Genomic DNA, 20,628 nt, shown 5'->3' with positions numbered 1-20,628 from the left:
CAAAACCCCGCCTCTTAAGAGGCGGGGTTTTGTTTTATAACTTTAAGCTTTTGCTTAACCGATTCTAGTGATCAGGTCAGCTGCTCTGTTAGAGTAACCAGCTTCGTTATCGTACCAGCCAACTACTTTAACAAGTGTCTCGTTTGCTGATGTCATCTCTGCATCAAAGATACAAGAGTGTGTGTTACCAACGATGTCGATAGAAACGATTGGATCCTCAGTGTACTCCAGGATACCTTTCATTGAACCTTCAGCAGCCTTTTTCATAGCAGCGTTGATTTCCTCTTTTGTAGCAGGCTTCTTTAGTACTACAGTCAGGTCAGTAAGTGAACCATCCGGAATAGGAACGCGCATTGCTACGCCATCCAGTTTACCTTTCAGGTGAGGAAGCACAAGACCAACGGCCTTAGCAGCACCAGTAGAGGTAGGAACGATGGAGTAAGCCGCAGCACGTGCTCTGCGCAGGTCTTTGTGCGGACCATCCTGCAGGTTCTGATCAGCTGTGTAAGCGTGAACAGTGGTGATGTATCCTTTCTCGATGCCGAAAGTATCATCCAAAACCTTTGCCATTGGCGCAAGGCAGTTGGTTGTACAAGAGGCGTTAGAAACGATTCTTTCTTCACCATTTAACACATCATCATTTACACCAAGAACTACTGTTTTGATATCGCCTTTAGCAGGAGCAGAAATAACTACTTTTCTGGCACCAGCCTCCAGGTGACCACCAGCACCCTGCTCATCCACGAAACGACCTGTAGACTCTAAAACTACGTCTACTCCCAGCTTACCCCAAGGCAAGTTCTTAGGCTCACGCTCTGCAGTAATCTGGATCTCCTGGCCATTTACTACGATGCTTTTATCAGTAGCCTCTACGGTGCCGTTAAAACGACCGTGCACAGAGTCATACTTTAACAGGTGCGCCAGTGTTTTGGTATCAGTAAGGTCGTTGATAGCAACTACTTCTACGTTCTCCTTCTGAAGCAGCGCCTTAAATGTAAGTCTGCCGATACGGCCGAAACCGTTAATTGCAACTTTTATTTTAGACATAGTTTCTAATTTTGAGAGTTATAATTTATGGTGCGAAGTTACGATTACCATAGTGTAAAACCAATATTTTTTTCTATCCTGATAATGAACATTTTACAGATAATGTTAAAAAAAATATGCTTTACGTTTTTGCAATTAATAAGAGAGCTGTATATTTGCACCACAATTAGACAGAACGGCCCGTTCGTCTAGGGGTTAGGACGCCAGATTTTCATTCTGGTAACAGGGGTTCGATTCCCCTACGGGCTACTGGAAGGGAAAAGTGATCGTTTGCATCGCTTTTCCCTTTTTCTTTTGCCTCTAAAAACCGCTCTATCTCCTTGGAAAGGGAGAAAAAGCCGTTCACCCTTGTGGTTCGATAACCCTCCATTTCGCGGTCATAATACACCCCATCGGGAAACATCATCGCCTGCAGTTGTTTTCTGCCCTGCACGTTTTTATTACTCCATGAAGATGAGATAGTTACCGCTGTATTTAGCCCGTTTTCAATGAAGGATTTGGGGTTCGATAACGCTGGTGCGCACTTTTCAAGATTCTGCTCGATTTCCAGTAGCTCAGCTTTCAGTTCAGAGCTGAATTTAGTGAAGAGTTCCTTCTCTATTTCGCCAAAGGCATAGCGGCGCTCGAGCGTGTCCAGCTTCTTTTTGAGCTCGGTGTGCTGCGTCTGCAAACGTTTTTCTTCTATCCTACTTTCCTCTGTCAGCTTATGGTAGGTCTCTTCCATGATCTCCGACAGCTTGGGCAAGTATGTAGCATCAACCTCGAGTTCCGCTAAAAAGCCTTCGTATAGGTTGTGCAGCTTACTGGCGTTTCTATTTAGCTTGCAGCCGATGGTGTTGCACTTGTAGTAGTGGATCTGCTTCTTTTTCATCTCGTAGCCCGTCAGTGGCTTTTTACAGCTGCCGCACTTGATGTGATGTCTAAGCGGCAGTTCCTCGTCTTCTTTCACCTGTGTGTAGCCGTGCGCGTTCTGGGCCTGCAGCCCGTTCACCTTCAGAAACATCTGGCGCGTAATCAGCGGCTCGTGCTGGCCTTCCACGACTTCGCCATCTTCCAGTAAGCCATGGCTGATCAATCCGCAGTAGAAGGGGTTTCTGAACAGCTTTGTAAGGGTTTGGTTATAGAGTATCAAGCCTTGCGCTTTCAGGCGCTTTAGAATATCTGTGTTACTTAGTCCCTGCTCAGCTTTGAGCTGAAAGGCTAGGCGAATCAGCTTACCCGTTTTATTGGGCTTTAGAATCACTTCTTTGCCTACAATCACTTTATCATAACCCATCGGAATCTTGCCAACCCACAGACCGCGTCTGACGCGCGCTTCCATGCCCGTCATGCACTTTTCCCGTCGCTGGTCATTGTCGAACTGCGAGAAAAGAAATTGAATGCCTTGCTGCAGCTTGCCGGCCGCCGTTTGGGTGTCCACCGGCTGGGTCACGGCTACAACCGAGATGCCCATACGGCCTAGTTCATCCACGATGCCGATGGCCGAAGAGCCGGTACGCGAAAAGCGGTCATGCGAGTAGACGATGATATAGCCTACCCGGAGCTTGCTTTTCTTCACGAATTCGAGCATCTTCTGAAACTCCTTCCGTTCGTCTGACTTGGCACTTTCATAGGTGCCGCCAAACTTACCCACCACCTGGTAGCCGTGGCGCTCAGCGTAAGCTGTGCAGCGCTCTAACTGGGTGGATAAGCTTTGGTTGGTCTCAGCCTGCTCTTTGGTCGATACGCGGGTGTAGATGATGGCCACCTTGCCGCGCGGGGCTGCTTTCTTGGCTCCCTTCTGCAGTGGCCGTGCAAAGATGCTCAGTTCATCCCCTTTCCCTGTGACAGCCCGAAGTGCCGTAGGCTTTTTAGCTTGAGCAGGTTTCTTAGAAACAGCTTTAGCTTTCGCAGCAGATTTTGTAGCTACCTTCTTAACTTTAGTTGCAACCTCCGGTGTCTCCGGCATAGCTGCTGTGGTTTGCTTTTTCATGTTCTGTCAAGGTTAAAGGGAAAGGGGTTCTTTTGCTTTTTTGTTACGCTTGATTTTGGGCTTTAGTGCTTTAGAGACTTTAGCAGATTCAGGGTCTGTTCCGTCTTCACCAGCCATAGTGGCCGCTGTCAGCTCCTGCAGGTGCTGGTTAAAAACCCAGGCACTAAAACGGAGCATAAAATCTACCTGTGCATAGGCTTCTTCTTCGGTCAGATGCTCCAGCCCCGGCGTCTGCCTTAGTTCGCGGACATGACGCTCGATGCTTTCAATTTCTTCGGTGAGCTGCTTGTAGTAGCTATCGTAGCCACTTTGCTGTCCTTGTTCAGGTTGCGCGGATGCAGCAACTGTATTGATGCTGCCAGGTCTTACTGAACGCTGTTTTTTGTTTGGTCTTTGTTGTTTCTCTTTTTGGTTTTTAGATAACGTTTTCAATTTGGTATTTGCCAGTGCCAGTGTCCGGGGCGACCGGTACATTGACGGGCTATACTATGGGTGCGGGGCTACCGCTACCCTTGGCTCCTGCCTGATCAGCGTCCGGCAAGAGTAAGCTAAATGGTAATGTATGCTGAAAGCTAATAAGCCTTGGGCACTAAATTCTACGTCTGTGTTCTTTGGTGAACTTCAGTTTAGAGCCCCCGCGGTTTTCCAGCTCCACCGACTGATAGTTCTTCAGTGCCAGTGTTTCGATCAATTCCTTAGACAAGGCCTCGTCCAGCACACCATCTGACGTGGTGCGCAGGGTGATCTGGCGCTTCTCGTCGAAGGTGACGGTAACCTGCCGGAAACTTTTGTTGCGGATGGCCCTGACCACCTGCAGCTCTTCTTCTGAAAGCAACGATAAACGCGGAATATAGTCGGCTTTGTCTTCGTCTAAGATAAATGCTGCCAGGTGCTGGGTAATGGACAGGAACACATGCGTTCTGCCCAGCAGCACCTGCCCTTCTGGCCCCATGCCCTGCATCTCGTCGAGCCACGGCACCAGATCGCCTGTCGGAAAGATCAGAATGCCGGCTTCCTGCTTGTGGTATAACGCGGAATAAACCATCGACTCCAGCAGCGTAAAACCAATCCCGAACGTTTGCAAAATTTCATCAAGTTGTCCGGTCTTCACCAACTCTAGAACTTCAGCTACTTCGGCAGGCTTCATTGCCTTTGCCAGCCCTGTTTCTAGTTTCTTCAGTAATGACGGACTGAGGTTCTTGCCGCTGATTGGAAAGTTGCCAAACAGGTACTCGCGCAAGGCTTTTACCCGTGCCAGCGGCAGCCCCAACTCGCGCAGCTCCTTGGCCATCTTCAGCCACAGGAACTCCAGAAAACTGAGCTTGGTCCAGGCCTGCTCTTCCGTCTTGGGCGCCAGCCCGGCTTTCTTCCAGTCCACGTAGAGCTTGGGGGCAATACCGGCTTGCTTCAGCGAAAAGATCGGCTCGCGCAGCTTCTCGTAAAGCTCTGGTATCTGGTCCATTTCCTGCAGGTCCAGCTGCAAAGCAAAGTCTTCCGTGCCGGTTTCGGGGGGTGGTGTCTCCTCTCTCATGTGTAGTTAAATTCTATATTTAACCCAAAGGTAATATTTAGTTTTAACTATACAACAACTTTGTAATATTTGTTTTATTCCGGGGTAAAATATTTTCTTATACCAGTGCTGGTGCTTAAAACGGCAGCTTGGATATGCATAAACAATCGTCTCTAAAAAAACTGAAACCGGATCTTGCATGCGCGCATGCACGCGTACGTCGTGCGCAGGCGGGCGCGATTATAGAAGCGTTGGTGCTGGTTGCGGACACGGAAAACACAGCCGGAAAAGCAGGGTATGCGGTAGAAAATCAAGGTTCCGCATAGGCACTGCAAGTGCTTGTTTTACGGAAACTTTTGCGGAGATCTAAGTAGCGTGCGCACAGGTAGTTACAAATACTTTTTAGCGTTCATTAAACATTAAAAATAGCCGCCCGAACTGGGTGTTTTTTCAGGCGGAAACGCGCCGGAAACTATAGCTCTCAGGCAAAAACCACTGAAACCCCAAAAACCGCATTCCGCAGTACGCTTCCAGAACAACAGCTAAAACATGCAGTCAAATCTACATGCAACTAACGCCATCACAAGGGGTTACAGAAATAATTAAGCGCCTGAAAACAGGCAAAAACAGCGTTTCCGTAGTTCCGTACTTCCAGGCTGAAAAACGAACTATACAACAATCATCTTGCAACGAAAATTCTCACAGTCTATTTTCATGGTAAAGTACCACGGGCACCATGCCCTTAACCATCCAAAAAGAGCCACGGAAATAAGTGCGGAAAAAAGTCGGTAAAACCGCACGCTTAATAGCCCCTGTAACGCCGCCAAAACAGACTGTTTATATGATCTATAAAAGCTGCTGCTAAACATCCTGTTTTCCGCCGCTTAAACCACCGACAGGATCACACTTTGGCGCGGAGCTTTTTGGGCAGCCGGAAAGGCTGTTACAGAAAGTCACGCGCATTTTGAGCGCACTCTTTTTGTTCCGTAACTTGATCCGAATCCAGGCAGCGAGAGACAGTAAAACCAACTGTTTTCCGCATGTAAAACACACTGAATCTTACCGCACTTTTTCCGTCTGCTAAACCCGTGCATAAACAAGTATAAAATAGCGGACCGGAGCACCCGTTTTCAGCGGGTTCCGGCGTGAATTCAAGCGCGGCAACACAACTGCCTACAGTACAACTACAGCCTGTGTTATATACACAACCAACTTTCAACACCTCCTAGTCCCTGCCGGCCTGCACAGCCACTTGAACTATACCGCGTCTCTGCTACCTGTTCCTCCCTGCAGCAACCGCTCCAAAACATCGCAAAAATTCTATACTTTTCTACAGAACAATGCCACCTTTTCCCTACCTTGTACTCCTGTATTAACGCCGAGTACCCAAGTATAAATGAGCAATAAAAACACCCCTGCCGCTAAAGCTAAAGCGGATATAGATTTTGAAAACGAACTCTGGAATGCTGCCAACGAGCTGCGTGGCGCTGTAGCCGAGAACCAGTACAAAGACTACGTGCTCTCGCTGCTGTTTGTAAAGCACCTCTCCGAGCGCTACGAACTGCGCAAGCAGGAAATACAGCAGGACTTTGCTAACCCCGAAAGCGACTACTATAACATAGAGGCCCACCAGCAGGCCGAGGTACTCGAAGACGAGCTGGAGTACCAGGTAAAGAACGTGTACCGCCTGCCCCAGCAAGCTACTTGGGAGTACCTGCGCGAGAACGCTGAGCAGGACGACATTAAAGTGAAGGTAGACCAGGCCTTTGTGCTGCTAGACGAGCTGCTTGCCAAGCGCAACCCCGACTACAAAGGCGTGCTGGAGCCTATCTTTGTCAAAAGCCAGCTCTCCCCTACGCAGGTAGCCGGGCTCATCAACCTGTTCTCCAAAGAGAAGTTCTCCGAGATCAACAACCCCGAGTCTGATATTTACGGCCGCGTGTATGAGTACTACATCGGCAAGTTTGCCATGGCCGAAGGCTCCGGTGCGGGGCAGTTCTTTACGCCGGGTGCGGTGGTGCGTTTGCTCGTGGAAATGCTGGAGCCGCTCAAGGGCCGCATCATGGACCTGGCCTGCGGCTCGGGTGGTATGTTTGTGCAGAGCCTCAAGTTTCTGCAGGCGCACGGCGGTGACAAAAACGACATTTCCATTTACGGGCAGGAGCGCTACGAAGGCACGCTGCGTCTCTGCAAAATGAACCTGCTGCTGCGCAACCTCTCCTTCGACGTGAAGCTGGGCGACTCGCTGCTGCAGGACCGCTTCTCCGACCTGAAGGCCGACTACGCCCTCATGAACCCGCCGTTCAACATCAGCAACTGGCACCCCGAGCTGTTGCCCGACAACGACCCGCGCCTCTTCGGGGCCAAAGATACCTTTACCACCCCCGGCAACGCCAATTACATGTGGTTCCAGACGCTGTGGCACCACCTGAGCGAGCGCGGCACGGCTGGCGTGGTGATGGCCAACGGCGCCATGACCACCGGAAGCGCCGGCGAAAAGAACGTGCGCGAGCACATGATACAGCAAGGCATGGTAGACTGCATTGTGCAGATGCCCGACAAGCTCTTCCTGACCACCGGCATACCGGCCTGTATTTTTATACTTAGCAAGAACCGCGACGGACGCGACGGCGAGCACCGCGAGCGCAAAAACGAGATTCTCTTTATAGATGCCCGCAAACTGGGCACCATGGCCAGCCGACGCCTGCGTGTGTTCGAAGATGCCGACGTGGCCCGAATTGCCGACACCTACCATACCTGGCGCAACTTGGGCGGCAGCTACTCAGATGTGGAAGGCTTCTGCAAGGCCGCTACCTTAGCCGAGGTGGCTGCCAACAATTACGTTCTCTCGCCGGGCCGCTACGTGGGCTCCGAAGCCGAGGAAGACGACGGTGTTCCGTTTGAAGAGAAGATGAAACTGCTGACTACCGAACTTGCCGCTCAGTTTGAGGAAAGCGCCCTGCTGGAGAAGCGGATTCGGGAGAATCTGGAGGGGATTGGGTTTGGGTTGTAAAAGCTATTTCCTTTATTTGTATACTATAATTTAACGTAAACTATTCATAAAACTTTATTAATATAAAGCTAATGAAAGACTTCGATATTAATTCACAGGAATGGTGGAATGATGATCAAAAACCAGATCAAGCTTTCTTTGACGAAGCTAATGCCAAAATAAAATCTATATATGATAGTTTAAATAACTTCCAAGATGAAGAGGTTAAAGAAGATCATACAAAGAAGGTAGACAAAATAAAGCTCCTGGAAGGCTTAATAAAACATTACCTCGATTTAACAAAGGCTTTAGATCAAAGAAGAGGAGACTACTTTAAAGCTGGTTTACAGCTCTTTACAATAGCCCTTGCTGGCCTTGGTATAGTTATAAGATATATAAGTCCGAGTAATTTGACAGTTCTTGGATTAGTTAGTGCTTCTATAGCAATCGGCTTAGCTATTATTATTTATACTGGCTTCAGAATCATTACTACTTATTATTGGCAAACAAAATCAGACCGATACCACTTTTTAAAGATTGATGCCAAAAAACTTAACTACCTAGGAAACAGCTGGATGTGGTTTTATCATGGCGTTCCAGGAGTAAGTAAAATACCTTTTACTGATAACCCCAAAAAGGGAAGTAATGAAGACCTTCAATTAAATAAAAAAGGTGTACTTGGTTATTTAGAAGGTGCTGAAGCGTATTTCAACAATTATATAAAAGCTACAGATAAAGATATTTTTATACAGCATCTAAGATATACTTATCTATTACTAGTTCACAACGCCTATAAAAACAAGTTCGATAGACAACTGACTGATAGATTATCCATAGGTACTAGGTGGGCGGCTTTTGCTACAGTTATAGCACTTGTAGTAAGTATCGTTTATAGCTCCGTAACCAAACTTCCTTTCAGCAGGCAGGAGATTGTAGATATGACAAATAGAGAACTATATGATAGCTTAAGTCAGAATTCGGATATAGTTACAATTAACCCGGTACAGCAAAACAACAAGCTTCAAGATAGCGCTTTGACTATAAAAAACAATTTTGCTATCGACTCATCAAAGATATTGGTGGCTGCTATAGACACTACTGCTACTAAGCAGTCTACAGCTGAAAAAACTACGCCAAAGCCCAAAACTGCCCCAACCAAATAATGGCTGAAAATAAGGACTATAGATACTCCATGAGTATTACATCACAATTACCACATTGTAGTTTGCCTCTAAGGCTTGATTCATATTCTAAGTGCTCCTATCGCTGTAGCTATTGTTTTGCTAAAAATAGAGGTGGCAATCATCCCCCAAAAGGGATTAAAACTATAAATTACAAGTCTGTTGATAAACTTTTATGCAAGTCATTAAAGACTGAAAATGATTCAACGAAGACTGTTATATCTCAACTATTAGAAAACAAAACACCTATACACTTTGGGGGTATGAGTGATCCATTCATGGAGTATGAGGAGTATGGTCAGAAGACTTTGGAAACATTAAAAGTCCTAAGAGACTACCATTATCCAACTATTATATCAACTAAAGGAACCCTAATTACAAAAGATGAATACCTAAAAGTTATATCACAAAGTTTAGTTGCTACACAAGTCTCTTTCTCTTCATTAGATGATAAAGTATCCAGTCTAATAGAGTTTAATACACCGTTACCATCAGAAAGATTAGATGTTATAAAAAGCCTTGCTGCAGTTTGCTGGGTATCTGCAAGGCTACAGCCTTTGATACCGGGGGAATTGGATTCAACAATCGAGGCCATCAAAACCTTAGCTAAAGCGGGGGTTAAGCATATATCAGTAGAATTACTAAAACTTCCTCTTACCGAATATTCTAAATTAACTACTCAAATATCTAGTGCAGTAGGAAGAGAAATAGAGGAATATTATTCCGAAAGAAGACTAATGGGATTAGAGTTTTTAGTTAACAGAGAATATGCTCTACTAACTCACAAAGAGTTATCAAAGGTAGCTTGGGGATTAGGTATTAGTTATTCTTCAGCTGACACTGACCTCCTCCCTTACGATAGTAGTGATTGCTGCTGTTCTGGAGTTCATGAACTACCAGGGTTTGAAAATTACTACCGTTACACTTTCTCACAAGCGATAAGGAATGCATTAAGAGAAAATAGTAAATTATTGATGTATGAGCATTTATCATGCGAGTGGGCTCCTGATGGACCGATCAATCAATATGTAAATTCAAAGAGCAGAGTTGAGGATGCAAACAATATAATCGGATGGATGGCTGCAAAATGGAATAGCTCAACAAAATCTATAGGACCACTAGCTTTTTATGGTATTGAAGAAACTGAATGCTATGATAATAATGGGATGAAAATATATAGAATAAGCAATAAAGCTTTTGAGTTAGCGCTTCAATTAGGTGCAATACCTAAGACCGCAACAAAAGCAAAAGATAAAATGCTAATTCCAAATTAATAAGTTAACATCCCAAAACATGTACAATTGGAACACATATAATTTAGGAACACTTTGCACTAAGGTAACTTCAGGTGGAACACCCTTGCGTTCTAAAAAGGAGTTTTATGAAAACGGCAAAATTCCTTGGCTAAAAACCAAAGAGGTTGCCAATTGCAGAGTTTATAATGCAGAAAACAAGATTACACAGTTAGGCTTAGAGAAATCTTCTGCAAAGCTTATTCCTCCCAACTCTGTAATAGTTGCGATGTATGGTGATGGTGAAACTGCTGGTAGAGTTGCGATCAACAAGATACCTTTAGCTACTAATCAAGCTTGCTGTAACCTAATTATAGATTCGAATAAAGCAGATTATGAGTTCATATATTATTACCTTCTTAACTCTTACGATTATCTAGTAAATCTCAAGTCTGGAAGTGGACAGCAAAACTTAAGTGGGGCTATTATCAAAGAAGTAGAAGTTATACTCCCCGACCTCCCCACCCAACGCCGCATAGCCGAAATTTTATCTGCGCTGGATGACAAAATAGAGCTGAACCGCCGCATGAACCAAACGCTGGAGCAAATGGCGCAAACGCTCTTCCGGCAGTATTTCGTGGATGGTATAGATGAAGAGAATCTGCCGGAGGGATGGAAAACTGAGCCTTTAGACGAAGTGGCTAATTTCTTAAATGGTTTAGCTCTTCAGAAGTATAAACCTAAAGACGAAAAGCACTTTTTACCAATCATTAAGATTAGAGAATTAAAGAATGGTATCACATCATCTACTGAAAAAGCTGATGTGAATATACCTTCTCAGTATATTATTCATGATGGTGATATTTTGTTCAGTTGGTCTGGTACTTTGGAAGCAGATATTTGGTGTCACGGTGATGGAGCCTTAAACCAACACTTGTTCAAAGTAACATCTGATAAGTTTCCTAAGTGGTTCTATTATTATTGGGTGAAAGAGCATTTAAGAGAGTTTCAAAGTATAGCTGCTTCTAAAGCTACAACAATGGGCCATATTAAGAGAAGCCATTTATCAGAAGCTATAGTTTATACTTCGCCTGAAGAACATTTGAGCAAAGCTAATAATGTGATTGCCCCTTTGCTTGATAAAATAGTTAATTGCAAAGTAGAAATACGAAGACTCATCAAACTTCGTGACACCCTCCTACCTAAACTCATGTCAGGAGAAATTGACGTGATGCAACTGAAAACAGACGAACAGCATGAGCCAATACTTAGCTGAAGAAGCCATTGAGCAAGCGGCCATAGCCTGGCTGCGCGAGCAGGAGCCCTATACTTACCAACACGGCTCCGAACTGAAACGTGACCAGAGCAAAGCCGTGCTCGAAGATGTGTTTGAGCAATTTCTGCAGCGCCGTTATCCGCAGGTACCGCCCAAGGTGCTGGCCGAGCTAAAGCAAGAGTTCCTGTTTAACAGCGGCACCGATCTGCACCAGCGCAACCACGCCTTTCACCTCAAGCTCAGCAAAGGCATCAGCAAAACATGGAAAGACGATACCGGCAAGCAGCATTTCGGCCACTTCTACCCCATCGCCTACGACGCTGTTTCTGAAAATGACTTCCGGGTAGTCAACCAGTTTACCATCGTCGGTAAAAACAAGCGTATCCCCGACCTCATCATCTTCGTGAACGGCCTGCCGCTGGTGCTCTTCGAGTTCAAAAACCTGTTCAGCCAAGACGCCACCGTAGAAGCCGCCTACAACCAGGTGCAGCACTATACCCTGGATATTCCGCAGGTGTTCGAGTACAACGCCCTGACCGTGGTAAGCGATGGCCAAACTACCCTGCATGGCATGTACAGCAGCGGCCTGGAGTGGTTTGCCGCCTGGAAAAGCACAGACGGACGTGAGGTGGTAAACAACGGCTTCGCACTGGAAACCCTCATCAAAGGCCTGCTGGTGCCAGAGCGCCTCTTGCAATACGTGCGCTACTTCATCTTCCATGAGCCAGACAAGGGCCAGCTGATAAAGAAAGGCGCCAAGTACCACCAGTTCTTCGGGATACAATACGCCCTGCAGCAAACCCTGAAGAGTGTACGCCCTTACGGCGATGGGCGCATTGGCGTGGTATGGCACACCACCCGCTCGGGCAAAAGCATAACCATGGCCATTTACACCGGCATTTTGCGCCAGCTGCCCGAGCTCAAAAACCCAACCATTGTGGTGCAGGTAGACCGCTTCGACCTGAACCGCCAGCTCTTCGACGATTTCGTGGCAGCCAAAGACCTGGTAGGCGACGTGAGCATAGCCAACACCACCGACGAGCTGCGCAGTCTGCTGAGCGGAGAAGGCGGAGGCGTAGTGTTTAGCACCGTGCAGAAGTTTAACCTGAAAGATAACGCCAACGGCCGCGAACTGGAGCACCCCGTCCTGAGTACCCGCGACAACATTATTGTGATTGCCGACGAGTGCCACCGCACCCAGTACGGCCTGATTCAGGGCTTTGCCAATAACCTGCGCCGTGCCCTGCCACAGGCCAGCTTCATTGGCTTTACCGGCACCCCCGTAGACAGTAAAGACGCCGACACCGAAGCCGTGTTCGGGGAGATCATCCATACATATGACATCAGGCAGGCCACCGAAGACAAAGCCGTGGTACCGATCTACTACGAACCTCGCCTGGCCAAACTGCATTTAGGCAACGAGCAGCTAGAGGAAGAAGCCGAAGAGATAACCGGCGGTCTGGATGACAGCGACAAGAACAAAATACTGTGGGCTGCCATGGAAGACGCAGCCGGTTCTGCCGCGCGTGTGGAAGCCATTGCCAAAGACATGCTGCAGCACTATACTACGCGCAACGCCAGCCTGAGCGGCAAGGCCATGATCGTGTGCATGAGCCGTCGCAATTGCGTGAAGCTCTACGATGCCCTCACCGCCCTGGAAGGCTGTCCCGAGGTAGCCGTGATCATGACCACCAACATCGCCAAAGACCCCATCGCCTGGAACCCGCACGTGCGCACCAAAGAGCAGATGGAGGCCATCAAAAGCCGCTTCAAAGACCCCGACGACCCGCTAAAGCTCGTGATCGTGCGCGACATGTGGCTGACTGGCTTCGACAACCCGGCCATGCACACGCTGTATGTAGACAAGGTGATGAGCGGCCATAACCTGATACAGGCCGTAAACCGCGTCGCCACCGTGTTCCGCGATAAGCCCAGCGGCCTGATCGTGGACTACATCGGCATAGGCGACAGGCTCCGCGACGCCACCAACAAATACACCACCTCCGGAGGCCAGGGCAAAGTAGCCTTTGACATTGAAGAGGCGTTTGAGCTGGCCAAGGAAACAATTGGTGTGTTGCGGGAGATGCTGCCGGGAGGGCTTATAGAAATAAATTATAGTGGCGCTAATGGCGCGAGCGTCCACGCTCGTGACGGCTATAGTGGGGGCCTCCGGCCCCAGGAACAGCCAACCCGGCCAGAGGCCTCCTATATAGGAAACACGAGCGAGGACGCTCGCGCTATGAAATTTAATACGTTGCATGAGGCTATTCCATACTTTGGAGCTTTACCTAAGACTGAAAAATACAAACTTGTATCTTTTGCCGTTAACCATCTGGTAGCAGACGATGAACTATGCAAGGCTTTTATGCTGAACGAGAAGATTCTCAGCAGCCTCGCCCCGATCATCAAAAGCCACGAAAGTATAAACGAACTGGCAGCGGATATTATCTACCTGCAACACGTGGGTGCGGCACTGCGCAAACTGAAAAACCCGAACAGGAGCGTGAAAGAATCGGCACAAAAAGTCAAAGACCTCATCCACCGTAGCATAGAGAGCGAAGATGTAGTAGACGTATTCCAGATGGCAGGCATCGAGCGCTTCGACATCTCCATCATCAACGACGATTTCCTAGCCACCGCCAAGGCCCAAAAAACCGGCAACGAACTAAAGCTGGAGCTGATACGCCAGATCCTGAACGATGAGATAAAAGTGCGCTCTTTTAAAAACCTGGCAAAGTCGCGCAAGTTAAAAGAGGCAGTAGAGAAAATTCTGGCCGACTACCACAACCACTTTTTCGATAGCCTGGTGGCCATGGAAAAGCTGCGCGAAGTGGCTAAGCAGATGCAGGAAGAAGACCAGCGCAGGAACCAGCTCGGCCTCACCGACGAGGAAGAAGCCTTCTACGAGATCCTGGCCAATCACCCCAACGCCGTGCAGGACTTCGACCTGATAAAGGAACTGGTGCAAAAGATATTAGCTGAAGTAAAGAAAAGCGCCCAGCAACCCGACTGGTACAAAAAAGACGACACCAAAGCCCAACTGCAACTAGCCGTGAAAAAGGTATTGCGCTTTAAAGTGAATGCCGAACTGCAGGAGATTCTGGATGAGGTGATGGAGCAGGCCGAGGCACGGTATAGCAAGTGGGGAGATATGAGTGTGGCGTAAGAAGAAACCAAACGCATTTTTAATCAAATCAGGGGTTATAAAATTTGATGCAACTTTATACCTTAGCGCCAAAAGCTTTTAATTTTAAGTTTGATTTCCTAGCTTTGCAGCCATGACATTATCAAACAACGCATATTACTATTATTACTATAGCCGTGACTTCCGTTTCGGAATAGGATGCGTTTGTTCCCTTTGAAGTAGCTAATACTACAAATATACAGAAGCCTGGTTCCGAAACGAACCAGGCTTTTTTTATTCCCGAATACCTAAAAACACAGCTCAAAATGATCAGTACAACAGAAATCGAAACAAGTACAGTACGCCAGATACCTACTTTAAAAGATATGCAGCAGGTATACCAGAACTATACAACTGAAGACCAGAAAGTCTGGGAGATACTCTACACCAGGCAGATGAAGGACCTGCCGCACGAAGCATCCGTGGCTTTTTTAGACGGGTTACAGGTGGCAGGCTTCAAAAGCGCGACCATACCGGACTTCGCCAAAGTCAATAACATCCTTGGTGAACTTAATGGCTGGGAGATAGTGGCTGTAGAGGGTATAATCGATGACAAGCTCTTCTTTGAGCTTTTGTCTGACAAGAAGTTTCCGGCCACCACCTGGTTGCGCAAAATGAGCGAGCTGGATTACCTGGAGGAGCCGGATATGTTCCATGATGTGTTTGGCCACGTGCCCTTGCTTACTGACAATACAGTAACTGATTTTCTGCAGGCTCTGAGCCGGATCGGTGCTGCCCGCGCAAATAATCCCGCCGCCATTGAGCTACTGTCAAGGATCTACTGGTTCACCATCGAGTTCGGACTGATTAGAGAGAACGGAGATTTAAGAATTTACGGGGCGGGAATCCTTAGCTCCGTAGGTGAGACAAAACACAGCCTGAGTGATGCACCCCTGCACTTTGCGTATAACTTACAGCAGATCCTGCAAACGCCTTACCGCAAAGATACTTTCCAGGACAGGTACTTTATCATCGACTCCTATGAACAGCTGCTTGATTCTATAGAAGAAATTGAGGCGAAACTGGAAGAGAGCTTAGCCGATTTTGCACTAAACTAAAACTGAGATATACCATGTCACTTACCGAGAAAAGATGCGTGCCCTGCGAAGGGGGCGTTCCCACTATCAAAGGCGGGGAGATAGAAAACTATACGTGCCAGCTGAAAAGCAAGTGGAGCGTTGTGGACGGGAAAAAGATCCGCAGGGAATTTACCTTTTCAGACTTTGTGGCCGCCATGGCCTTTGCCAACCGCGTGGCCGAAATTGCCGAATCTGAAGAGCACCACCCCGACCTGCATATTTACTACGGAAGGGTGGTAGTGGAGCTTTGGACACACGCGATAGACGGTTTATCTGAGAACGACTTCATCGTGGCCGCTAAGATAGACGAGATCTAAGTATCAAGCTTCTAAGGCTCCTGGCTATACAGACCCGTATAGTCTCTTGATTAAACCCGCTCCGTTAAAAGAACAGGAGCGGGTTTTGTTTTTATCAGAAAACATCTCTCCTGCTCCATAACAAACTCCTGTAAATAGTCAGAGAATTTGTCTTCTGCGCGACAAAACGTAAAATTTATGTTTGCACATTATTTCACCGTTCACAGCGGCAATAGTGTAGTCAAAGCGCTGAACCCAGAATTAAGGCATATTCACAACCACTCTTAAAAATTTAACTCCACCACTTAAACAACAACAGCATAACCAGAGCGTAAATTATAAGGGTATGGAAACAGATCAATAGCGTTAAAGAAAATATACTTATGGGCCATAAACTACACTAGCTATGAAAAAACTAATGAACATTCTTTTAGCAGGGATAACCGGTACGGCTATTATAATGGCCTGTACTAACGGAACCTCCACCACTGCTAGCACAACAGAAACCACTGCAATGGCAACTGAGCCCATGCAAACTACTCAGGCAAACCAAAACCAGGACGCCAGAGCTATGGTTAAGGACTGGCCTGAAACGGCAAAAATGGCCGCCAACAACACGATGGAAAAGTATGGGCAGCCACACGGTATAACGCCTCACATGCTGGTGTGGCATGACACGGGGCCCTTCAAACGCACAATAGTCTACAAAGAGGAAGTACAACACGACTTCCCGATGCCGCACAAGGATGTGCTGGAGCAGTTCGTTAATTACCAGGTGCCGGCCGACAAGTTCGACGAGCTTGCCATGTATGACGGTAGTGTGATTGCCGAACGCACAAAAGGGGAGCTTTCTGCACGCTGCGACAAAGAAGGAGCCAACATCCTCGCGCTTAATCTGGCTGATGACATTATAAAGGACAAGCGCACGGTAGATGAAGCGCGTCAGTTTTACGCAGACGCGATCATGCAGATGCTGGAAGGACAAGCGCCTGCCTACATGCAGAGCCTGCAGTTCAGTCCACCTACGCAAAACGTAGGCTTTACCGACAAAACCGTAATGGACATGTCTAAGGTAAAACAGCTGAAGCAGGACAAATAAATGACAGTAAACTGTCACGTAGATGAGGTATCCAGCAGACAAAGGCCTGTAGAGCAGAAGTTCTACAGGCCTTTGTTGATTTCGCTTATTCTTTGCAGACTGGAGTATATGATTCACCAAAACATGCCAAAGCTAACCTTTAAGAGGCAAGCCAGTACCTAACAATTGATACACATGACAATCAATATGACACGCTCCCAATACACAAATATTTCAGCATTATTGCTTTTGTTTTTTTCTCTAGTGCTGATGCAATGCACCAGCAAGCCTGAAAAGCAGGCATCTGTAGCAGAGCCTACGGCCATGCAGGATGGCTACAAAGCAAAAGGCCTAGCTTACGCAGCAGGAAACCAGCAAAAAGTAGAGGCTATCTACAGCAACCTTGTTTCGGCTCTGGAGGATAACAATGCAATAAGCATAGTAGCCCAGGTAAATCATCAACAAAACGCCAGCAAGGCGGGTATGGATCTGAATCCTACACGGGTGGTGCTGTTTGGCAATCCTAAGCTGGGAACCCCGCTCATGCAGGCCAATCAGCAGGCGGGCCTCGACCTACCCCAGAAGATACTGGTTTATGAAGACGAAGCAGGCGAAACGTACGCAGCCTTTAACTCCGTTCAGTACCTTGCCAGCAGGCATGGCCTGGATACCGTCTCCACACTCCCTAAAATTGAGAACGCCCTGTCCGGTTTGGTAAAGAATGCCACCAATAGCCAGGTGGTTAACCCGGATGCCAACTCTGTTTCTTTGAACGAAGGAGTTGTAAGTAAGGAAAGCACAAACTCTTTTACGGACACCTACGAAAAGCTCTCGAAAGCTATTGAGGGTAACGCCAACATTAAGATAATGGCAGAACTGGACCATCAACAGAACGCTAAATCAGTAGGGCTGGAACTTAACCCGACAAAGCTCATCGTTTTCGGCAATCCCAACCTAGGCACACCGCTGATGCAGGCAGCCCAGACAGTCGGCATAGACCTGCCGCAGAAAATGCTGGTGTACCAGGACAATAGCGGCACTGTGAGAGTCGCATACAACGACCCTTATTACCTAGCTGAGAGGCATGGCATCGACGGACAGGACGATGTGCTCAGGAAAATAGCCGATGCTCTTGGCAGCCTTGCCACGGCCGCCACAAAGTAAGACGGTATATGGAAAAGAAGAGAAGAACATTCCTCCGAAACATGGCGGCTGTTGGCGCAGGAGCCTTCGTGGCTTTCGCCGTAACTGGTATGTCCCCGGCTACAACTACAGATTAAATCCTAAACACTACATCCATGCAAAAGCCAAAGCTCCTGATATTCGACGTGAACGAAACGCTGCTCGACCTGAGCAGCATGAAAGAAAGCATCAACAAGGCTTTGGACCACGAGTTCGCTTTCAGCCAATGGTTTGCCTTCATGCTGCAGTACTCCCTTGTAGATACTGTCACAAGCAACTACCACGACTTCGGCACCATTGGGAAAGCAGCCATGCAGATGACGCAGGAAAAGCTCAGCAGAAGTATACCCGACAGTAAAGTGCAGGAGCTCTTAAGTATGATCAAAAGCCTGCCGCCCCACCCGGACGTGAAACCAGGACTGGAAAAGCTGAAAGATGCCGGTTACCGGATGATCACGCTCACCAACTCCACACACGAAGTGGTAACACAGCAGATGAAGTCTGCCGGACTTACCGGATACTTTGATGAGCTGATGAGCATTGAAAGCACCCGCAAGTATAAACCGCACCCGGACACCTATCAGTACGCACTCCAAAAAGCAGGTGTGAAACCCGGTGAAGCCATGTTGATCGCAGCACACGGCTGGGACATAACAGGTGCCTTACAAGCCGGTTTGCAGGCAGCGTTTATTAACCGCGAGGGACAGGTGCTTTATCCGCTTGCTACGAGACCACAGTTTAACGAAAAGATGCTCACCCCTATTACCGAGAAACTTACAGCCTTATAAAAAGTAAGGTTAGCATACTCTTAAGTGAAATAAAGATAAAAATATCCTCATGCGATCAGACATTGTGGCAGGAGCCAAATTCCCTGATTATGAACTGCCCGACCATACCGGGCATAGGAAGAAGCTAAGTGACCTGCAGGGCAAGGACCCGATGGCACTGGTGCTGGCCCGTGGCGGCTACTGCCCAAAAGAGCACCTGCAGCATATTTGGATGGCCGAAATGCAGCCGGAGCTGAAGGTGGGCTATACCCGCTTTGTCACCATCAGCACCGATTCTGTGCTCCAATCGAAGGAGTGGCGGAACAGGCTCGGGGCACACTGGCCATTCCTTTCAGACGAAGAGCGGACGATACAGCAGGATTTGGAGATTGAAGAGTACACAGATCCCATTCATAACCCAATGATCCCACACACCATTCTGCTGGAGCCCGGTCTGGTAGTGTATAAAGTATACAACGGCTACTGGTACTGGGGCCGCCCCACGCCTGAGGAAATGCGCCAGGACTTCCGTGCCATTTCTCAAAAGCACCGCCCCGACTGGGACTTGAACACACGTGGACTGCGGGAAAAGTGGGAAAACGGTGAAAAGGAGTATTTCCTGCCTTACAAGAAAAAATAAGCCTGTGGCCAGTTTGTCTACTACTGCTGACTGGAGCTTCCGGGAATAGGAGTGTTTAGATCACCCGGCTATTTATTCGCTTCAAAAACCGCAGTTTCAGGATGAAAAGCATACCAGGCAAACCAATACATTTGGTTTACTATCACTTTCTCCCCGTTCTCCTGTTTAACAGTCACGCTATTGGCTTTCTCATCAAACCTGATGCTAAGCTCTTGCCCTTTATAAGTATCTTTTACAGTATCAGACGCGGCTTTGCGTAGTTCTGGAAAAGGATAAGCTTTATAGGCACCATCTATTTCTATACCAGCCACAAGTGTCTTTGGGTGATACCTGTCGCTGGTTTCCTGCACCGGGAACATGATCTCCTTGCTTCCGGTATAGTCCCCGTACGGGCTTCTATTATAGTCCCGGTTATAGCCTGTGTTCGTAGACAGTACTTCCGTATCAGGATGTTGCGAAAGCCACCCTTCCCAGGTAGTAGAGGTTGCCGCCACCTGCGGCAGCTCAGCTCCTTTCATTTTACCGCTAATAGCCTCTGCCTTCACCTGCGACCACAACGATTCTGTCTGGTGATCATACATCACCACATTGCTATTATATAAAAGGCCGCTTACACCAAAGGTTAAAAGACTGTCGTTTATCTCCCTCGAAAAAACATAGGCGCTGTTGCAAAGGGGACAGTAACTAATAACAACGGGCTTTCCGCCCACCACATCGTTCACGATTTCATGCCAGGTGAGTATCTTGATCGGGTATGCCTTTACATCCTGATTTATGCTGATGCCAATCACCTCATCCGAAGGGTTCATGAAATCAGCATTTGCAGCAGTCACATATTCAGGATTCGAGATTGCCGGAATGTTGTCCCGGTTGGGGGTTCCCTCATAAATTTCACCTATGAGCACCGTCGGATCTATGATCTCAAACCCATTCAGTACCCTGACTTCCTGGGAATCATTTTTCACCTTATTCTGTGCGTTGTTCTGTGCATTACATCCGGTAAGCAGCAAAACCAAAACTGATAAAACTAAATAGCGCATAGCAAACCTTCTATTGTTGCAGATTCAGCCTTATGTAAGCTCTTTCTACTACATTTATATACGCTTTTTCCCGCCTCCCGAACAATAGTCTTGCGGAGCCGGTTTAAATTGAACATATCAAGTAACTGGCAATCAGAAAGAATAAACTTATA

Annotated in this window: 16 protein-coding genes and 1 tRNA gene; 12 read left to right on the top strand and 5 right to left on the bottom strand. The window is 47.5% G+C overall.

Translation table 11 applies throughout. The annotated features are described in order from the left end of the window. Positions 1–54 precede the first annotated feature (54 nt). Complete coding sequence (gene gap, locus ACFSRY_RS18325) at positions 55–1,047, bottom strand: type I glyceraldehyde-3-phosphate dehydrogenase (RefSeq protein WP_377511423.1); 993 nt, start codon at positions 1,045–1,047, stop codon at positions 55–57. 177 nt (positions 1,048–1,224) lie between these two features. Here gap and ACFSRY_RS18320 point away from each other — a divergent pair. Further along, a tRNA-Glu gene (locus tag ACFSRY_RS18320) sits at positions 1,225–1,296 on the top strand. On the opposite strand, the gene ACFSRY_RS18315 is transcribed toward ACFSRY_RS18320, so the two are convergent. From ACFSRY_RS18315 to ACFSRY_RS18305, 3 genes are all read right to left on the bottom strand, one after another. Further along, complete coding sequence (locus ACFSRY_RS18315; RefSeq protein WP_377511609.1) at positions 1,259–2,995, bottom strand: recombinase family protein; 1,737 nt, start codon at positions 2,993–2,995, stop codon at positions 1,259–1,261. The genes ACFSRY_RS18320 and ACFSRY_RS18315 overlap by 38 nt on opposite strands. Positions 2,996–3,031: 36 nt before the next feature. Further along, positions 3,032–3,493 (bottom strand): hypothetical protein, encoded by a 462-nt coding sequence (locus tag ACFSRY_RS18310; protein WP_377511420.1) that lies wholly within the window; start codon positions 3,491–3,493, stop codon positions 3,032–3,034. Positions 3,494–3,608: 115 nt separating this feature from the next. Next, positions 3,609–4,550, bottom strand: coding sequence for a hypothetical protein (locus ACFSRY_RS18305; RefSeq protein WP_377511417.1), 942 nt, complete (start codon positions 4,548–4,550; stop codon positions 3,609–3,611). A 1,375-nt stretch (positions 4,551–5,925) separates the two neighbouring features. Here ACFSRY_RS18305 and ACFSRY_RS18300 point away from each other — a divergent pair. The 11 genes from ACFSRY_RS18300 to ACFSRY_RS18250 all read left to right on the top strand — a co-directional run bounded on the left by ACFSRY_RS18300 (position 5,926) and on the right by ACFSRY_RS18250 (position 19,436). Further along, positions 5,926–7,542 (top strand): type I restriction-modification system subunit M, encoded by a 1,617-nt coding sequence (locus ACFSRY_RS18300; RefSeq protein WP_377511414.1) that lies wholly within the window; start codon positions 5,926–5,928, stop codon positions 7,540–7,542. A gap of 71 nt (positions 7,543–7,613) precedes the next feature. Further along, positions 7,614–8,684 carry a hypothetical protein gene (locus ACFSRY_RS18295; RefSeq protein ID WP_377511411.1) on the top strand — a complete coding sequence of 357 codons (1,071 nt, stop codon included), beginning with the start codon at positions 7,614–7,616 and terminating at the stop codon, positions 8,682–8,684. After that, on the top strand, positions 8,684–9,976 hold the full coding sequence (locus tag ACFSRY_RS18290) for a radical SAM protein (RefSeq protein ID WP_377511408.1): 1,293 nt from the start codon (positions 8,684–8,686) through the stop codon (positions 9,974–9,976). The genes ACFSRY_RS18295 and ACFSRY_RS18290 overlap by 1 nt, the downstream gene beginning before the upstream one ends. A 19-nt stretch (positions 9,977–9,995) precedes the next feature. Beyond that, positions 9,996–11,210, top strand: a complete 1,215-nt coding sequence (locus ACFSRY_RS18285; RefSeq protein WP_377511405.1) for a restriction endonuclease subunit S — start codon at positions 9,996–9,998, stop codon at positions 11,208–11,210. Beyond that, positions 11,191–14,376, top strand: a complete 3,186-nt coding sequence (locus tag ACFSRY_RS18280; RefSeq protein WP_377511402.1) for a type I restriction endonuclease subunit R — start codon at positions 11,191–11,193, stop codon at positions 14,374–14,376. Before ACFSRY_RS18285 ends, ACFSRY_RS18280 begins: the two co-directional genes overlap by 20 nt. Positions 14,377–14,660: 284 nt before the next feature. Next, positions 14,661–15,452, top strand: a complete 792-nt coding sequence (locus ACFSRY_RS18275; protein WP_377511399.1) for a phenylalanine 4-monooxygenase — start codon at positions 14,661–14,663, stop codon at positions 15,450–15,452. A 38-nt stretch (positions 15,453–15,490) separates the two neighbouring features. Further along, complete coding sequence (locus ACFSRY_RS18270; RefSeq protein WP_377511396.1) at positions 15,491–15,790, top strand: 4a-hydroxytetrahydrobiopterin dehydratase; 300 nt, start codon at positions 15,491–15,493, stop codon at positions 15,788–15,790. Positions 15,791–16,175: 385 nt separating this feature from the next. Beyond that, complete coding sequence (locus ACFSRY_RS18265) at positions 16,176–16,868, top strand: hypothetical protein (protein ID WP_377511393.1); 693 nt, start codon at positions 16,176–16,178, stop codon at positions 16,866–16,868. A gap of 228 nt (positions 16,869–17,096) precedes the next feature. Then, the gene (locus ACFSRY_RS18260) at positions 17,097–18,011 is read left to right on the top strand and encodes a DUF302 domain-containing protein (protein ID WP_377511390.1); all 915 of its coding nucleotides are present in this window, start codon (positions 17,097–17,099) and stop codon (positions 18,009–18,011) included. 134 nt (positions 18,012–18,145) lie between these two features. Beyond that, positions 18,146–18,817, top strand: a complete 672-nt coding sequence (locus tag ACFSRY_RS18255) for a haloacid dehalogenase type II (protein WP_377511387.1) — start codon at positions 18,146–18,148, stop codon at positions 18,815–18,817. 49 nt (positions 18,818–18,866) lie between these two features. Further along, complete coding sequence (locus ACFSRY_RS18250) at positions 18,867–19,436, top strand: peroxiredoxin family protein (RefSeq protein ID WP_377511384.1); 570 nt, start codon at positions 18,867–18,869, stop codon at positions 19,434–19,436. A 68-nt stretch (positions 19,437–19,504) separates the two neighbouring features. Here the strand turns inward: ACFSRY_RS18250 and ACFSRY_RS18245 are convergent, their stop codons facing one another. Then, positions 19,505–20,476 (bottom strand): DUF3179 domain-containing protein, encoded by a 972-nt coding sequence (locus ACFSRY_RS18245; RefSeq protein ID WP_377511381.1) that lies wholly within the window; start codon positions 20,474–20,476, stop codon positions 19,505–19,507. Positions 20,477–20,628: the final 152 nt, after the last annotated feature.

This window comes from Pontibacter locisalis, assembly GCF_042684605.1.
In the GTDB taxonomy this organism is placed as follows: Bacteria; Bacteroidota; Bacteroidia; order Cytophagales; family Hymenobacteraceae; genus Pontibacter; species Pontibacter locisalis.
Note: the sequence above shows the minus strand (reverse complement) of the source record. Positions and strands in the feature narration are given on the sequence as shown.

What these genes read in the sequence shown, in the direction of transcription:
- ACFSRY_RS18315 (WP_377511609.1), bottom strand. Translation starts at nt 2,995, where the DNA reads ATGCCGGAGACACCGGAGGTTGCAACTAAAGTTAAGAAGGTAGCTACA.
- gap (WP_377511423.1), bottom strand. Translation starts at nt 1,047, where the DNA reads ATGTCTAAAATAAAAGTTGCAATTAACGGTTTCGGCCGTATCGGCAGA.
- ACFSRY_RS18280 (WP_377511402.1), top strand. Translation starts at nt 11,191, where the DNA reads ATGAGCCAATACTTAGCTGAAGAAGCCATTGAGCAAGCGGCCATAGCC.
- ACFSRY_RS18285 (WP_377511405.1), top strand. Translation starts at nt 9,996, where the DNA reads ATGTACAATTGGAACACATATAATTTAGGAACACTTTGCACTAAGGTA.
- ACFSRY_RS18300 (WP_377511414.1), top strand. Translation starts at nt 5,926, where the DNA reads ATGAGCAATAAAAACACCCCTGCCGCTAAAGCTAAAGCGGATATAGAT.
- ACFSRY_RS18245 (WP_377511381.1), bottom strand. Translation starts at nt 20,476, where the DNA reads ATGCGCTATTTAGTTTTATCAGTTTTGGTTTTGCTGCTTACCGGATGT.
- ACFSRY_RS18250 (WP_377511384.1), top strand. Translation starts at nt 18,867, where the DNA reads ATGCGATCAGACATTGTGGCAGGAGCCAAATTCCCTGATTATGAACTG.
- ACFSRY_RS18265 (WP_377511393.1), top strand. Translation starts at nt 16,176, where the DNA reads ATGAAAAAACTAATGAACATTCTTTTAGCAGGGATAACCGGTACGGCT.
- ACFSRY_RS18255 (WP_377511387.1), top strand. Translation starts at nt 18,146, where the DNA reads ATGCAAAAGCCAAAGCTCCTGATATTCGACGTGAACGAAACGCTGCTC.
- ACFSRY_RS18295 (WP_377511411.1), top strand. Translation starts at nt 7,614, where the DNA reads ATGAAAGACTTCGATATTAATTCACAGGAATGGTGGAATGATGATCAA.
- ACFSRY_RS18305 (WP_377511417.1), bottom strand. Translation starts at nt 4,550, where the DNA reads ATGAGAGAGGAGACACCACCCCCCGAAACCGGCACGGAAGACTTTGCT.
- ACFSRY_RS18310 (WP_377511420.1), bottom strand. Translation starts at nt 3,493, where the DNA reads ATGTACCGGTCGCCCCGGACACTGGCACTGGCAAATACCAAATTGAAA.
- ACFSRY_RS18275 (WP_377511399.1), top strand. Translation starts at nt 14,661, where the DNA reads ATGATCAGTACAACAGAAATCGAAACAAGTACAGTACGCCAGATACCT.
- ACFSRY_RS18290 (WP_377511408.1), top strand. Translation starts at nt 8,684, where the DNA reads ATGGCTGAAAATAAGGACTATAGATACTCCATGAGTATTACATCACAA.